We start from the raw sequence: 16,700 nt of genomic DNA, 5'->3' as shown, positions 1-16,700 counted from the left end.
ACTTACGCTTGATTAAAACGACATCCTTTTTTTGAAGTAAGAAAAACCGATTCCGTCTTTCGATTTATCTCAAGAGACATTCCAAGCTGTAAATAACTCTTAATAAAACTAAGACGTTATTTGACTAAAAAACTCAAAGATTTCTCCTTTAGAAATAGCACTTCCTTTTTCTATTAAATCGAAAATTTCAGTATTCCTATCATCTTTATTATAAGGTTTTGTTCCTTTAAAAATCTCTACAGAATTATCCATAGGATTTTGCATTAACCATTCAAAACCTTTTTGTTCTAATAAATTAATATCCCAAGTAATTTTAATGGCAATTCTATGTATTTCTTCAGCATCACACTTAAACAGGTTTACAGAGGTTTTAGAAAAATGTTCTACATAGTTTGTTTTTGTTAGCACATTATCCCAAACAACATCAGAAAAAACATTCATCTCCTCTTCTGCAACTTGTGGTGTTTCTTCTTTTATTTTATTCCATTCTTTAACGTCTATACTTTGGGTTGCTAAAAAACGAGCAAAGTCTTCGTGTAAGCTTTCGAATTGTTCTTTGGTAAGTTGTCTATATTTCATAATTTATGGTAAAAAAAACCGCCCAATTATGGGCGGTTCAAATATCTGAATTCTTTATTGATTTAGAAAGAATATCTTAAACCAACTTGTGCTTGCCATCTAGAAAGTAACGTAGAATTATATACAAAAGTTTCTTTTAAGTCTGAATTAAAACTATAGGTTGGTAAACCTGTATTATCTACAGTAACACCTAATAATTGTACTGCATCTGGTTGTTGTACTAAGCCCCAGTTTGAGTTTAATAAATTACCAAAGTTTAAAATATCTATAGTAAACTCTAAAGAATTATTGTTTCCTAATTTTAAATTCTGGATAAATTTTACATCCATCTTTCCTCTCCAAGGTGATAATGCACCATAACGTTCTGCATATTCTCCCTGTCTATCACTTAAATAATCATCTTGATTGATATAATTTCTTAAGCCATCTTTTTGATCTTGAATAGATAAGTCTCCAGTATTTACTGGTGCTTTAAATGTCATTGCGTCTATTTCGCTGTCTGTTGGTATGTAAATTAAATCATTTAAGTTAGAGCCATCATTATTAATATCGCCTGCGTATGTATAGTTAAAACGACCTCCTTTTGCCAATTCATAGAAAGAAGAAATAGTGGTTGTCCATTTATCATTTGTTCCATAATTCCAAGATTTAGAAGCTACCGCAATAAAACGATGTGTATCTCCATATTTAGAATGTGCTAATGTTGCATCATTTGCATTAGATAAAACTGGATTAAAATCGAAAGCATCTCCTGTTATTTCTGCTTCAATAGAGTTTACATCTTTAGAATTTAAGTAATTATAGGCTGCCATTAAATACAATCCATTATCAAAATTTCTCTGTGCTTTTAAGGATGCATTTAAAGTTCTTCCTTTATCAGAATTGGTAAATACATAAGCATTTGATTTATCATTTGGTCCTCCCCAGTTTGGGCTTCTGTCTGTATCTGTATACACCAATCTATTATCTATACCACCTGCCAAAGTTCCTGTAGGTGTTTTTAAACCCCAGTTTTGCACATGTGCTCCGTTTATATCTTTTGTGTACGAAAGATCTGAAGTTAAAATAGTACCATCTTTTAATTTTACATCTGCTCCCAAACTTGTTCTCCAAACTTGTGGGAATTTAAAATCTGGATCTACAACTTGGTAAAAATATACATTAGGATTTGCTATTTGGTTACCTAACCAAACAAAAGGAAAACGTCCTGTAAATAAACCAGAACCACCTCGTAATTGTAAAGTACTATCTCCATTTACATCCCAGTTAAAACCAATTCTTGGTGAAACTAAGAAGTTGTTATTTGGCATTTTAGTAGAATCAAATAATACTGTTTCTCCTGTATCAGGGTCTGTATATGGATTATTAGGTAAGTAAAAACTTTTATCTATTACGTCTTGTGCTTTATCTGCAGAATTGAAAAATAAAGGCTTATCAAAACGAACACCATAAGATAATTTAAAATTATCATTTATATTCCAATCATCTTGTACGTAAAAAGCAAACTGACCAACATTTGTTTCTGCTAATGCCCAAGAATCATTGGCGTTATTAGTAGTAAATGTGCTTTGGGCAGCAGCCATAGCATCCGCTAAAAGACCATTAGTAATTCCTGTTCTAAAAGCATCCATATTAGCAAAATCTCCACCAAATGCACCTACATAACCTCTTGCATCTCCAAAGCCATAAGCTCCTAAATTAAATGAATTCTCAAATTCGAATTTTTCAAAAGAAAAACCAACTGTATAGTTATGGTCTCCATTACTTATATTTAAATTATTTGTAATTTGAAAAACTTTTTGATCTAATGTATTGTTAATTGAAAAAGGTTCATGACCTGAAATTATATAATTTCCTCCGTTACCATCTTGAATTCTAAATGCTGGCATAGGTGCAGATTTAGGACTTCTAAAATCATCGAAATGTGTATATCCTGCTTGAAATTTGTTTGTTATATTATCTGTAACAGTAGAATTTAATTCTAATAAAAATGAATTCAAATTATTATTAATTTGATATCCAGAATTTTCGAATTGTAACATTTGAGAACTTGGACCTCTAAAACCAAGTGCTGTTGGATGCGCTGGCAAATCTCTAGAGGCGTTTAAAAAATTATATACAAATGAAAGACGATTGTCTTTGTTGATATTCCAATCTAACTTAAACAATCCTTTGGTACTTTTAGAATCGTGTGTAAAACCTTCATAAGCACCGGTACTGTAACCAATACCTGCTAATGCGCTTTTAACTTCATCTAAATCTGATTTTAAAACTCTAGATTCATTAATAGCTCCCGAACCTGTGTTTGGTAACCAAGACTGGCCTAAATCTGATCTATTGTCTTTTTCGAAATTTATAAAAACAAATAATTTATCTTTTATAATCGGTGCACCTATACTAGCTCCTACTTGAGATTGTGATAATTTAGGAACAAAAATACTTTCTCCTTTAATTTTACCTCCTGTAAAATCTTGATTTCTGTAATATCCGTATGCGGTTCCTGTTACGGTGTTTGTTCCACTTTTGGTTACTGCATTTACAGAAGCACCTGTAAAACCAGATAAAGTAACGTCATAAGGTGCTGTAGAAACAGAAATTTGCTCTATAGCGTCTAAAGATACTGGCTGAGAAGCTGTTTGTCCTCCGGGTGTTGCTGCATCTAAACCAAAAGGATTGTTAAAGATAGAACCATCTAATGTAAAGTTATTAAATTGGTCATTTCTCCCTCCAAAAGATCCACCTGAAGCAGAAGGGTCTAAACGCGTAAAATCTGATGCCGATCTAGATATCGTTGGCAATATCTTTAAATCTTTAGTTCTAATACTTGTCTGTGCTCCTGTTCTATCGTTATTAAAAACAGCATTTTTACCAGAGCTAATTACAACTTCTTCTAAAGTATTACTATCTTCAGACAAAACAACATCTACATTTGACGTTTCACCTAATGTTAAAAAGATATTTGTTATCTTTTTAGATTTAAAACCTAGGTAACTAATTGTAATTGTATACGGACCTCCAATTCGTAAATTAGATAGCGCGTACCTACCATTATCTTGTGCTGTTGTACCAGATACGGTACCTGTTGGAGTATGCAAAGCAACAATTGTTGCTCCGAATAAAGGTTCTCCAGAATTCTCCGTAATAATTCCGTTAATTTTTGATGTTGTTGTTTGTGCATTTGCAACGAAACTAAACATTAAAATGAATGAACATAAAAAAAGTAATTTTTGCTTCATCTTTTTGAATTTAAGTTTATATAACCAAAAATAGAGCAAAAAAAAAGTCTACTCGTTAAAGTAGACTTTTAGTTCTTAACAATTATTTAACAATTGTTATTTATTCAGCAATAACTTCAAAAGAAATTTCAGCAACTACTGCTCTGTGTAATCTTACAGAAGCTTCATATTTACCTAATCTTTTTACAGAACCACCAACAACTTTAATAAATTTCTTATCTAAGTCTGTTCCTGCTTTTGCAAGTGCTGCAGCTAAATCGATGTTGTTTACAGAACCAAATAATTTGTCTCCTGAACCAACTTTAGATGCAATTTTAATTTCATATCCTTTAACTGCTTCTGCTATTACATTAGCGTCTTCAATTAATTTAGCTTCTTTGTAAGCACGTTGTTTTAAATTCTCTGCTAAAACTTTCTTTGCAGATGAAGTAGCTAAAACTGCTTGTCTTGTAGGGATTAAGAAGTTTCTACCATAACCGTTTTTCACGTCTACGATATCATCTTTGAATCCTAAATTTTCTACGTCTTGTCTTAATATCAATTCCATGTTCTACCTCTTTATTATTTTAACATATCTCCAACGTAAGGCATTAACGCTAAATGACGCGCTCTTTTAATTGCTTGCGCAACTTTACGTTGATATTTTAATGAAGTTCCTGTTAAACGTCTTGGTAAAATTTTACCTTGTTCGTTTACTAAATACATTAAGAAGTCTGCATCTTTAAAATCGATATACTTGATATCTTTTTTCTTAAATCTACAGTATTTAGCTTCTTTTTTAGTGTCTATATCTAACGGCGTTAAATATCTAACGTCAGCAGATTTACCGCCTTTTGCTTGTTGTTCTATTGATGCCATTTCTTATTTTTTTGTAGATTTAACACGTTCAGTTCTAATTTTTGCCCAAGCAGCTGCATGTTTGTCTAATCTAACAGAAAGGTAACGCATAACGCTATCATCTCTTCTAAATTCTAACTCATAAGCAGAGATTTCTTCTCCAGCAATTTTAAACTCTAATAAGTGATAAAAACCACTTTTTTTCTTTTGAATTGGATAAGCTAATTTCTTTAAGCCCCAGTTCTCTTTCGAGATCATTTCAGCTCCTTTAGAAACTAAATAATCTTCAAACTTTTGTACTGTCTCCTTTATCTGAGTATCAGATAAAACGGGATTCAAGATGAAAACAGTTTCGTAATGATTCATAAATTAAATATTTATTGTTTATTTTTAAGGCTGCAAATATAATAACTTTTTTATAACTAGCGTTATATATAACAGTTATTCTTGCTAAGAATATGTAAAACAAGCATATTACGTGTAAATAAATGCAGATGTGTCAATTTTTTCTACTTAAAAAGTATCATTATTATTTAATTTTCTAAATAATTAAGAATGTCATTAATAATAAGGTAATTTAAAAAAAAGAAAAAACCTCTAGGTTGAAACACAAAACAACACCAGAGGTTTATCAAAAATATTCTAGTTAAAATTAGACTTCAAAAGCTTCTAAATGAAAAGCTTCGCTAATTTCTTTATAAACAATTTTTCCTTTTATAATATTTAATCCTTTGTCTAGAGATGCATCTGTAGCACACGCTTCTTCCCATCCTTTATTTGCAATATTTAAAATATATGGCAATGTTACATTTGTTAGAGCAATTGTAGAAGTATAAGGTACAGCTCCTGGCATATTTGCTACACAATAATGCACTACATCATCAATAATATACGTAGGATCTTCGTGTGTTGTTGCTTTGGTGGTTTCAAAACAACCTCCCTGATCTACGGCAACATCAACAATAACAGTTCCTGGTCGCATATCTTTAAGCATGTCTCTAGTAATTAATTTTGGAGCCTTTCCTCCTTTTACTAAAACACCTCCAATAATTAAATCGTGTGTTTTTATTAGTTGTCTAATACTGTATTCACTAGAAAAAGCGGTGGTAACATGGTTTGGTAAAACATCATTTACATAACGTAAACGTTTCATATTAATATCCATAATAGTAACATGAGCACCTAAACCTGCTGCCATTTTTGCTGCTTGTACACCAACAACTCCTGCTCCTAAAATTAATACTTTTCCTGGTGCAACACCTGGTACACCACCTAATAAAATACCACGTCCTTTAATTGGTTTTTCTAAATACTTAGCACCTTGCTGAATTGCCATTCTTCCTGCAACTTCAGACATTGGTGTTAATAAAGGTAAAGTTCCTTCACTATCTTCTACTGTTTCATAAGCAATACAAATAGATTTACTTTCTATCATTGCTTTTGTTAAAGGCTCGCATGATGCAAAATGAAAATATGTAAAAACAATTTGATCTTCTTTAATTAAAGGATATTCTGAAGCTATTGGTTCTTTTACCTTTACAATCATTTCACTCTGGCTGTAAACTTCTTCTATGGTAGGTAAAATAGTTGCTCCTACCTTAATGTAATCGGCATCAAAGAAACCACTTCCTTCTCCTGCTGTAGACTGTACGTAAACAGTATGATTTTTTTTAGTCAACTCAAAAACACCTGCAGGTGTCATACCAACTCTACTTTCGTTATTCTTAATTTCTTTAGGAATTCCAACTTTCATTATTGCTTAATTTAGATGTTTTAAGCAAGTAAATTTACTGTCTTTTTGTTTGTATTTTAACAAAAATATTAAAAATTGTTATTTTTACTGATGTCCTATTTTTTGTTATTTTAAAATGATTTAATACAAAATTCTATTCATTAAAATTATCAAATATTCAATAAAACTCACAAAAAACTGACATCAGCAATATTATCTTTAACGTTTTAATCTAAATCTAAACGAATTCCCATAGAAATGTTTCTAGTTTCGGTATTTTTAAATAAAGAGTTTAAATCATATTTCACATAAAAACTAGTAGATCTATACCCCACATAAGCACTTAATCCATAATTAACAGTATTCATATTAAAATTATTGAATTGCACTTCTTCAACTTCAACATTGTTTTCATCTTTGTATTCTAAATATTGTCTTGTTCCTAATTTAAAACCAACAAAACCTCCAAGACCTAAACGAACAGATCTGTTTGTTCTATCTTTTACAAAACCATCTTTATCCGTTTTATTTTTAGAAAAATCCCATTCTACATGCATCGGAAAATTCATTTGTACATGACGTAATCTACTTTCTGATAATTTGTTATCAAAGACCTTAACCTCTGTAATATCTCCATCCTTTACATGAATACTATTATTATCTAATCGTAAATTATTCCAAAGAAAAGAAAGTCCGTATTTAAAATACAATTGAGAAGGCTCTTTAGTCAATCTTGTTTTCCACGTCCAACCTAGCTCATAAAAATGAGATTGCCAGAACTTGTAATCAGCATCATTTAAAGAAGATACTTCATGATCATTTAAAACATTATTTACTCCCATAGAAAACACAAACTGAGAGGTAGTTCTTCTATTCATTTTTCTTTTTCTCTTTTCTATTCTTTCACTTTTATCATCATTATTTAAGCTAAATGAAAATGTTTTCTTTCCAACAGTAAACGTATTATCGTCATCATCAAACTCACTTTCTTCATCTGAACTCGCTATTCTACCATTGGTTTTATCTTGCACCAATAATTGCAACAAATGCTCTTGTTCTCCAACTAATTTTTCAATTCTTCTGGCATGATAAGAAGCAACCTCTTTCTTTAAGGTGTTTGAAATCGGTTTTGTAATTTCTCCTTTCTCTAGCCTTTCATCAATAGCAACCACTTTTATTCTTAATGAGTCTTTTTGAGTTGCTGTAATGCGTTCTATTCTTTTAGATATTTTATTTACTTCTTTCTCAAAAGTTTTTGCTTGAGATACGGCAATAGTTGTACTTAACAACACTAATATTAGTAGTATTCTTTTCATCTTGTATGTTTTAAAAAATTGTTTTTATTTGATAAAATCATTTCGTAATCTAGCTTCAATTAAAACGTCTTTTAATTATACTACCACAGAAAGTGATTTAATTTAATCGTTTCTACTTGCAATAGCAGTTGCAATATCTGTTACTCTTTTCTTTAAAGATTGTAAGAAATTATTCTGAAAATCTTCTTCTCCAATCGTGCGTTCTACTTCAGCCAAAATAGCTTCTGGACTCACTTTAATATTAGAGTTTTTAAGCTCATTTTTAATCGTACTTAAAACATCTTCCCTTGTTAAATTTAGTTTTGCATAATACTCCTTTACTTCGGTTGACGAATGTGTTACCGCGAATAACAAATCATCACTATTAATTTTTATGCTACTATTTGGGTCTTGTTTTAAGATTTCTTTATTTATTGTTTTCTCCTTCGTCGGATGATCCTCAGAGACTGCTACCACTGTTTCGATAACTTCCTCCGTTGTCGGAATTACATTGTTTTTATTGTTTGCAACTATAGAATTATTGATAGATTTTTTAGATTCCTCCTTTGTCGGAATGACATTCTTATTTGTAACAACATTCTTTTTAGAAACTTCTACTTGCTTCTCTTCTACTTCATCAATCTTAACAATTGCTTCTTCTGCAGGAATTTCATTTATAAATTGATCTATTTTTGCATCAATTGTAATTGTATCAATTGGGTTTTCAACAATAATTTCTACAGGCTTAATGTCTTCTTTTTTATTTAAAAACAGAAAACCGACACTAATTAATAATAAAATACTTGCTGCTGCACCAACATAAAAAAACCATCCTTTTTTCTTTTGCTTTGGTTGCTCATCTAATTGTGCAGACATACGTTCCCAAGCAGAAGCCGATGGATTTATCGTTCTATTATCTAACTTCTCTTTTATGTTTTTATCTATATTATTTGTCTCCATTGCTCACTGTATTCATTTTGTAATAATTCTGTTGCAATAATTTACGTGCTTTAAATAATTGCGATTTTGATGTACTTTCAGAAATACCTAATCTCTCTGCAATTTCTGAATGTTTATATCCTTCTATCGCATATAAATTAAATACCATTTTATAACCTTCTGGCAATTGATCTATCAATTTCTGAATATCTTCTACAGACGTGTTTTCTAAACTTTCTGTAGCTGCATCATTAAAAACATAATCTTCGTCAGACAAATCAATTAAATTCTTTTTACGTAGATAAGAAATACAAGTATTCACCATAATTCTGCGAATCCAACCTTCAAAACTACCTTCGTGTTTAAACTTATGTAAGTTGGTAAAAACCTTTAAAAAGCCTTGTAATAATAAATCTTCTGCATGATGCACGTCTTTTACATATTGTCTACAAACTGCCAACATTTTAGGCGAATGTTGCTCAAACAATTGTTGTTGCGCTTCCCTATTATTGTCTATCGCTTTTTTAATGAGCGATTTTTGTTTGTTATGTAATTTTATAATTTTCAAGCCTCTCGTTTCGTTTTTAACTGCCTTACAAATATATAGACTACAGAAGTCTTAAAAAGGTTGCCTGAAGATAAAAAAATAATTTATTTATCACTCCAACCAAACTTAAACTCTTTGTCTATCAAATAATAAATGAAAATAAAATATTTTATTTTTCATAAAATTAAGAACATTATTATTCATTTCTTAATTATCTAGAACAAAAAAAGGGACTCAAAACTGAGCCCCTTTTTTAAAATAGAATATTAAAAATTCTTAATTATTGTTATTGTCTTTATCATCATCTTCTTTAGAAGTTTTGTTCCAAATTTTAATCTCATCATCTTTAGTAACACCTTCTAAAATTTCAACATTTACACCGTCTGACGTTCCTAATTTCACATCTTTCTTGTCAAATTTTCCTTCTGCATTTTTAATTTCTACATAAGGCAACTCTGTTTTTCTATCAAATTGTAATAAAGATTCTTTAATAGATAAAACACTGTCTTTTCTCTCTAAAACAATTTCTGCATTTGCGCTATAACCAGCTCTAATAAAATGCTCATCATCTAAAGAAACGTCTGCTTTAATTTTAAATTGAACTGCTCCTGCTTCTTCTGTTCCTTTTGGAGCAATGAAGTTTAAAACTGCTGGGAATTTCTTGTTTTCGATAGCTCCTAAAGAAATTTCTATTTCTGTTCCTTTTACCAATTTTCCAACTTCAGATTCATCTACTTTTCCTTCAAAAATCATTTTAGTCATATCTGCAATGGTAGCAATTGTGGTACCTGCACTAAAACCATTTGTTTCAACAACCTGATATCCTTTTTTAACAGGAATTTCTACTACCATACCAGAAGTTGTTGCTCTAATATTTGTATTTGCTCCAGAAGAACCTGCAGATCCTTTTTTAATAATCTGATAATCATTTTGTGCATTACGTAAATCGTTTTTTGCTTTATTATATGAAAGTTCTAAAGACTCAAATTCTTGACGAGAAATAACTCCTTTATCAAATAATTTTTTATTTCTGTCGTATTGAATTTTAGTATTATTTAATTGAATTTGAACTGAGTTAATACGTCCTTTTGCACTTGTTAAAGATTGTTCGTTTGGCACAACTCTTACTGTAGCTATTAAATCTCCTGCTTTAACAATCTCTCCTTCTTCAACAACTATTTTATCTATAATACCTGCTATTTGTGGTTTTATTTCTACTTCTTCTAACGGAGTAACTTTACCAGTAGCAACACTTTTTTTAACAATTGTTGCTTTAAAAGCTTTTTCTGTTTTGTATTCTATTGGTGATGCACTGTTCTTTTTACCAAACCAAATTAGTACTGCTATTAATGCAACAGCTATTCCTCCAAAAATGATTACTTTTTTCATTTATCTTTTATTTATTCTTGTTAGTTGATTTTTTTTATTCTTCTCTTAATGCGTCTATTGGTTTCACTATTGTTGCCATATACGCAGGTATAAATCCTATTAATGTTCCTAAAAATACTAATACTGCATATGCTATTAAAACAATAGGAATATCTACTGTAGGATTTACAAGAAATTCTACAAAATTATCTAATAACATTAAAACTAATCCACCAGCAATAATTCCTAAAGAACCTGCCAATAGCGTTAAAAATAGCGATTCTAATATAATTTGTTGTCTCACTTTATTTGGCGTTGCACCTAAAGCTCTTCTAATTCCTATTTCTTTTGTTCTTTCTTTAACGGTAATCAACAAAATATTACCAATTGCAAAAACACCAGCAATTAAGGTTGCAATACCAACAAACCATGTTAAAAATTGCATTCCTGTTAAAAAACCTGTAACCTGTTTTATACGTTCGCCTAAGTTAAACCCTCTAAATGCTCTGTTATCATCTGGATGAATTTTATGTAAATTTTTTAATAATAACTTTACATCAGATTCTAATTGAACAATATCAAATTCATCTTTTCCGGTTACAACCATCCATTCAAATTTATCTCCTTTATTATACACTAATTTAAAGGTACTAAAAGGTATGTGAATGTTATTCTTTCCTTCAAACTGACTCGTTTCATAAACGCCAACAACTTTATAATTGATGCCACTTACTTTTATATAAACACCTATAGCGTCTTCACTTCTATCAAACAATTCTTTATAAACACCTTCACTAATAACACAAACTTTTTTATTTTCGTCCATGTCACTTTGGTTGATAAACCTACCTTCTATCAAGTTCTTTTTTTGAACTAGATCTATTAAAGGAAAATCTCCAAAAATGGTAAAATTACCAGTTTTTAAACCATGAACTACTTGTCCGCCAGTTGCATTTCTTGGCACTACAAACTGAATACCTTCTATTTCTGAACGAATTTTATCTACATCACTTAATCTTAAACTAATCTGGCGTCCTTCTTGAAAACCTTTAAAAGGCATCGACGTTCTACTCCCAGACATAAAAACACTGTTAGTAGCAAAATTACCAAACATGCTATTAAAACTATTTTCTATTCCTTTGGCTGCGCCTAATAAACCTACCAATAATAGAATTCCCCAAAATGCCCCAAAAATGGTGATTGCAGTTCTAGTTTTATTCTTTCGAATACTACCGTAAATTTCTTGCCAAGTATCTTTTTCAAATAAAAATCTCATAATTAATCTGAATTTAGTGCTACTACGGGTTTAATTCTTGCTGCTTTTTTGGCTGGTAAATATCCTGCAATTAAACCGGCACAAACAAGTGTTAATGTTGCTCCAATAACTACAGGTTGAGAAACACTAGGATTTAAAATAAAGTATTTCTCTAAACTTGGTCCGGCTATTTCTAAAATACCTATTCCTATTAGCAAACCAGCATAACCAGAAATAGCGGTAATAAAAACAGCTTCTTGCATTATCATAGCAACAATCATTTTTGGTGTAGCACCAACTGCTTTTCTAATTCCTAATTCTTTGGTTCTTTCTTTAACGATGTACACCATAATATTACTAATACCTACAACTCCAGCTATTAGGGTTCCAAAACCAATTACTAGAATTAAAATACTTAAGCCAAACATCATACCTGAGACTTCCTTATTATTTGTCGCGTAATTATCTAATCCAATTCCTCTTTGGTCATTGGGTGAAACATTATGTCTTTTCTTTAATTCTCTGTGTAATTCACTACTAAATGCAATAGCTTCATCTATACTTAAATCTGGGTTATATGTAATTCCAAATTCATTTACATAATCGTTATTTCCATACATTCTTTGCATTGTAGAAAATGGAGTGTAAATATATCTTTCATCACTATCTCCTCCAGGATCAGAGAAAATACCAATAACTTTATACATAATTCCCCCTATATTTATTTGTTTTCCAAAAGCACTTAATTGACCAAACAAATCTTTTTCTACCATTCTACCAATTACAACAACTTTTCCTCTTTCTTGTATATCTCTATAATTTAAAAAACGACCTTCTGTTACTTCTGCAGATTCCAACACATAATATTCTGGATATACACCTCTAATAGTGTAATTGTCTTTTTCATCTTTATAAACAACATTCTCAGACCTCTGAATTCTTGGACTTATGGTTTGAATTTTATCTCCATAATTTTCTTTGATATAAGTAAAGTCATCATTTTTAAATTGAATTCTTCTACCTATTTGGTTTCCTTTATAAGCTATAGTGGTGTTATTTGTCCAAATATAAATGGAGTTCATAGCATCTTTTGCAAACTCATTTTTAAAGGTATTTTGAAGTCCGTTACCAATACCAAAAAGTAACGTAAAAAGTAAAATAGCAAACGCAACCGTAAAACCAGACAACGCAGAACGCAACTTGTTTTTACTAATGCTTTGAAATATTTCTCTCCAACGATCTAAATCAAACATAATTAAACTGTTTTAGATACATTTGTATATTCATCACTAATAATAAGACCGTCTTTTAAACGTACAATTCTCTTAGTTTGCTCTGCTACTTCCTCCTCGTGGGTAATAACAAACACCGTCATTCCTTCATTATTAATGTCTTTTAATAATTGCATTACAGAATCTGTTGTTGTAGAATCTAATGCTCCGGTTGGCTCATCTGCTAAAACTACTTTTGGTTTTGTAACCAAAGCTCTTGCAATGGCAACACGCTGTTTTTGTCCTCCAGAAAGTTCGTTTGGTAAATGATTTGCCCAATCTTTTAATCCCACTTTTTCTAAATATTCTAAGGCAATCTGCATACGCTCTTTTCTTGCCATTCCTTTATAATACAAAGGCAGCGCAACGTTTTCTAAAGCTGTTTTGTATGAAATAAGATTGAATGACTGAAATATAAACCCTAAAAATTTATTTCTAAGAATTGCAGCTTTTTTCTCGTTTAGGTTCTTTATTAATTGTCCGTTTAGGAAATAATCACCTTCATCATGTTCATCTAATAAACCAACAATGTTTAATAAAGTAGATTTACCAGAACCAGAAGATCCCATAATAGAAACAAATTCGCCTTCTTTTATATGTAGATTAATACCTTTTAAAACATGTAGAGAATCTTTACCTATTGGGTAAGATTTGTGTAGTTTTTCTATTCTAATCATTGGTTGGTTAATTTTAAGCTAATATATTTTTAAGTAAAATCTTTACATAAAATAAAGCGTTATTTACTCGAATACTAACATAAGACGTCTCATTAAAAAAAATGTTACAAGAAAATTAACTTTTTTTTAAAACATTTAAAGATACCTGTATTTTCTTTAAAACAAAACTACTTTAGAAACCATTATCAATTTTTATCTGTTTCGAAAAAAGATAAAGTATCTTTGTTTTCTTAAATTTTGAAATGCTAAAATGATTGATTTACCAAAAAACAAAAAGATTATTTTATTTGATGGTTTTTGTAATTTATGTAACGATTCTGTCTTAAAAGTAATTAAATATGATACTAAAAACATCTTTTTATTTACAGCCTTACAGTCTGATAAAGGGAAAGAAATTATAAATCTGTTAGGAATTGACATTTCTAAAATTGATTCTATTGTTTTGTATGAACCTGGTGTTTCTTATGAAGTAAAATCTACTGCAGCTTTAAAAATTATGAATGACTTTGGTGGAATTTGGAGTCTAAGTCAAATCTTTTTATTTTTACCAGAAGCATTTAGAAATTATGTTTACGATTATATTGCTAAAAACCGTTACAAATGGTTTGGAAAAAAAGAAACGTGTATGATTCCAACACCTGAATTAAATGCGAAATTTTTAGATTAAAATGAACGCGGTTTTATCAATTAAATATTCATTATTCTCTTTTGTATTTACAATAGCTATTGCTATTTTGTCTGTATATATGAATGATGACAATTCTTATATTATTTCAAATTTAGTAGGAATTCTCGCTTTTGTAATTCTATTTTTATCAATTATAGGATTATTAAAAGCTGTAAAAAGTATTAATGAAACTAAAAAGTTTCAGGTATTTATGGCATTCCTATTAAATATATTTTTTTTAACCCTATACTCTTATTTAATAATATCAAACTCTTAATAGCAACATGAACGTACCAAAAGAAATAAAATGTGTCATTTTTGACATGGATGGCGTAATTATAGATTCAGAAGAAATTCATAAAAAAGCATATTATGAAACCTTTACTTCTGTTGGAGTAACTGTTTCAGAAGATTTATACAAAACCTTAACAGGCTCTTCTACCATTAATGCTTTTCAGAAATTAGTAACACATTTTAACTTAGATTTAGACCCAGAAGCATTGGTTTTAAATAAAAGAAAACGCTATGTAAATTTCTTTGAAAGCGACCCAACATTACATCTAGTAAAAGGTGTAGAAGAATTGATAAAGCATTGTCATAAAAAAGGTTTAACCTTAATTTTAGCTTCTTCTTCTGCGATGGTTAATATTGATAGAGTTTTTAATAGATTTGATTTAAACCAATATTTTACGGCAAAAATTAGTGGTGCAGATTTAACCGAATCTAAACCAAACCCAGAAATCTTTAACAAAGCAGCTATTCTAGGAAATACGCCAAAAGAAAATTGTGTGGTAATAGAAGATTCCGATAATGGTGTTAAAGCGGCTAATGATGCTGGTATTTTTGTATTTGGCTACAGAAACCCAATGTCTGAAGATCAATCTTTAAAAAATGCCGATTTTATAGTGAATAATTTTAAAAGGTTACATAAAATCATCTAAAACACTGTATATCATAAATATAGCAAGAAAGAACTTTATTAAAACATTATAATGAGAAAAATAGTAGTATTGGTTATCATATTTGGAATTTGGAGTTGTAAATCTGATCAAAACCAAATTGAACAAGTCACTTCCTTCAAAGGACAACAAGTAACAGGTGTTACTGTGAGTGATAAAGGTAGAATTTTTGCTAATTTTCCGAGATGGAGAGAAAACGTTAAAAATTCGGTTGTTGAAGTTCTTGATGATAAAAAGTCAACTGCTTATCCTAACAAAAAATGGAACAGTTGGAAATTAGGTACAGCAATCTCTGATAGCGTATTTGTAGCTGTACAATCTGTTGTTGCTTTCGAAAACATTGTCTATGTTTTAGATACACGTAATCCATTATTTAAGGGGGTATTAGATAATCCTAGAGTTTTTGCTTTTGACCTTTCTACAAATCAGTTGATAAAAACCTATATTTTATCCGAAGACAGTTTTCTAAAAGATTCTTATATAAACGATTTACGTGTTGATAAAAAAAAGGGTAAAATATACTTAACAGATTCTGGACATGCAGGCCTTGTAGTGGTTGATATAAATTCTGGAGATTCTTTTAGAGTATTAAATAATCATACCTCTACACTTGCAGAAACCAATCACTTAACTTTTAAAAACAGTATATGGGAAAATACGGTTCATTCAGACGGAATTGCATTGGACACTAAAAATGATGTTTTATATTTCCATGCTTTAACGGGTTATAATTTATATGCTATATCTACTGAATTTTTAATAAAAGGGAATAACACTGAAATTGAAAAAAATGTAAAACATATTGCAAAAACAACTGCTCCAGATGGAATGATTTTTGATCAATCGGGTCTTTTATTTCTTGCTGATTTAGAAAATAACAAGATTATGAAATTTAATATTTCTAACGGTAAAATAAGTGTTTTTGCTGAAGGTGAAAAAATTAAATGGGCAGATACATTTAGCATCTATAATGATGAATTATATTACACCAATTCTAGAATTAATGAAGTTAAAGGAGATATTAGCAATATGGAATTTACTATTCATAAAATGAGCATAATCGAAGCAAAAAAATAGCTAGAAACTTACTGTTTACATCTTTTAATGGTAAACGATTACTACTCATTGATAAATATCAAAAAAAAAAGCTTGGAGATGTCTCCAAGCTTTTTTTTTACAAACGATATTACAACTTTTAAATCATTAAAAAACATGTATTTTCAGTATAATTAACCTTATGAACTTTTCTGTATATTAATGGTTTACTGTTTTAAATTTTCACCTATAATCATCAAAATTAATTCTACTAAAGAAAGCTTTTATCAACTATAAAAAAAG

16 protein-coding genes are annotated in these 16,700 nt (G+C 29.9%); 3 read left to right on the top strand and 13 right to left on the bottom strand.

Translation table 11 applies throughout. The features are described 5' to 3' along the window. Positions 1 to 108 precede the first annotated feature (108 nt). From KV700_RS02020 to KV700_RS01960, 13 genes are all read right to left on the bottom strand, one after another. Entirely contained in the window at positions 109 to 579 is a 471-nt protein-coding gene (locus KV700_RS02020) for a DUF6495 family protein (protein WP_166384853.1), read from the bottom strand. 62 nt (positions 580 to 641) lie between these two features. Beyond that, positions 642 to 3,815 (bottom strand): carboxypeptidase regulatory-like domain-containing protein, encoded by a 3,174-nt coding sequence (locus KV700_RS02015; protein WP_218598904.1) that lies wholly within the window; start codon positions 3,813 to 3,815, stop codon positions 642 to 644. A gap of 100 nt (positions 3,816 to 3,915) precedes the next feature. Then, positions 3,916 to 4,362 carry a 50S ribosomal protein L9 gene (gene rplI / locus KV700_RS02010; protein ID WP_166384849.1) on the bottom strand — a complete coding sequence of 149 codons (447 nt, stop codon included), beginning with the start codon at positions 4,360 to 4,362 and terminating at the stop codon, positions 3,916 to 3,918. Between the two features lie 14 nt (positions 4,363 to 4,376). Beyond that, positions 4,377 to 4,673 (bottom strand): 30S ribosomal protein S18, encoded by a 297-nt coding sequence (gene rpsR, locus KV700_RS02005; protein WP_068452452.1) that lies wholly within the window; start codon positions 4,671 to 4,673, stop codon positions 4,377 to 4,379. A gap of 3 nt (positions 4,674 to 4,676) precedes the next feature. Then, complete coding sequence (gene rpsF, locus KV700_RS02000) at positions 4,677 to 5,018, bottom strand: 30S ribosomal protein S6 (RefSeq protein ID WP_166384847.1); 342 nt, start codon at positions 5,016 to 5,018, stop codon at positions 4,677 to 4,679. A 286-nt stretch (positions 5,019 to 5,304) separates the two neighbouring features. Beyond that, entirely contained in the window at positions 5,305 to 6,405 is a 1,101-nt protein-coding gene (gene ald, locus KV700_RS01995) for an alanine dehydrogenase (protein WP_166384845.1), read from the bottom strand. 206 nt (positions 6,406 to 6,611) lie between these two features. After that, the gene (locus tag KV700_RS01990) at positions 6,612 to 7,700 is read right to left on the bottom strand and encodes a hypothetical protein (protein ID WP_218598903.1); all 1,089 of its coding nucleotides are present in this window, start codon (positions 7,698 to 7,700) and stop codon (positions 6,612 to 6,614) included. Positions 7,701 to 7,802: 102 nt separating this feature from the next. Beyond that, positions 7,803 to 8,639 carry a hypothetical protein gene (locus KV700_RS01985; protein ID WP_218598902.1) on the bottom strand — a complete coding sequence of 279 codons (837 nt, stop codon included), beginning with the start codon at positions 8,637 to 8,639 and terminating at the stop codon, positions 7,803 to 7,805. Beyond that, positions 8,626 to 9,186, bottom strand: coding sequence for an RNA polymerase sigma factor (locus KV700_RS01980; protein WP_218598901.1), 561 nt, complete (start codon positions 9,184 to 9,186; stop codon positions 8,626 to 8,628). The genes KV700_RS01985 and KV700_RS01980 overlap by 14 nt, the downstream gene beginning before the upstream one ends. 255 nt (positions 9,187 to 9,441) lie before the next feature. After that, a complete protein-coding gene (locus KV700_RS01975; protein WP_218598899.1) occupies positions 9,442 to 10,554 on the bottom strand; it encodes an efflux RND transporter periplasmic adaptor subunit in 1,113 nt (370 codons plus the stop codon). Between the two features lie 34 nt (positions 10,555 to 10,588). Beyond that, positions 10,589 to 11,809 carry an ABC transporter permease gene (locus KV700_RS01970; protein WP_166384835.1) on the bottom strand — a complete coding sequence of 407 codons (1,221 nt, stop codon included), beginning with the start codon at positions 11,807 to 11,809 and terminating at the stop codon, positions 10,589 to 10,591. Between the two features lie 2 nt (positions 11,810 to 11,811). Next, positions 11,812 to 13,041 carry an ABC transporter permease gene (locus KV700_RS01965; RefSeq protein WP_218598898.1) on the bottom strand — a complete coding sequence of 410 codons (1,230 nt, stop codon included), beginning with the start codon at positions 13,039 to 13,041 and terminating at the stop codon, positions 11,812 to 11,814. Between the two features lie 2 nt (positions 13,042 to 13,043). Further along, positions 13,044 to 13,736 (bottom strand): ABC transporter ATP-binding protein, encoded by a 693-nt coding sequence (locus tag KV700_RS01960; RefSeq protein ID WP_166384831.1) that lies wholly within the window; start codon positions 13,734 to 13,736, stop codon positions 13,044 to 13,046. Positions 13,737 to 13,986: 250 nt separating this feature from the next. Here KV700_RS01960 and KV700_RS01955 point away from each other — a divergent pair, with 250 nt between their 5' ends. The 3 genes from KV700_RS01955 to KV700_RS01945 all read left to right on the top strand — a co-directional run bounded on the left by KV700_RS01955 (position 13,987) and on the right by KV700_RS01945 (position 16,439). Continuing rightward, positions 13,987 to 14,403, top strand: a complete 417-nt coding sequence (locus KV700_RS01955; RefSeq protein WP_166384829.1) for a thiol-disulfide oxidoreductase DCC family protein — start codon at positions 13,987 to 13,989, stop codon at positions 14,401 to 14,403. A gap of 284 nt (positions 14,404 to 14,687) precedes the next feature. Continuing rightward, a complete protein-coding gene (locus tag KV700_RS01950) occupies positions 14,688 to 15,344 on the top strand; it encodes an HAD family phosphatase (RefSeq protein ID WP_166384827.1) in 657 nt (218 codons plus the stop codon). A 51-nt stretch (positions 15,345 to 15,395) separates the two neighbouring features. Beyond that, positions 15,396 to 16,439, top strand: a complete 1,044-nt coding sequence (locus KV700_RS01945) for an L-dopachrome tautomerase-related protein (protein ID WP_218598896.1) — start codon at positions 15,396 to 15,398, stop codon at positions 16,437 to 16,439. Positions 16,440 to 16,700: the final 261 nt, after the last annotated feature.

Source organism: Polaribacter sp. NJDZ03 (genome assembly GCF_019263805.1).
GTDB lineage: Bacteria > Bacteroidota > Bacteroidia > Flavobacteriales > Flavobacteriaceae > Polaribacter.
The sequence above is the reverse complement of the archived record's forward strand: the minus strand, read 5'-3'. Positions and strand labels throughout refer to the sequence as shown.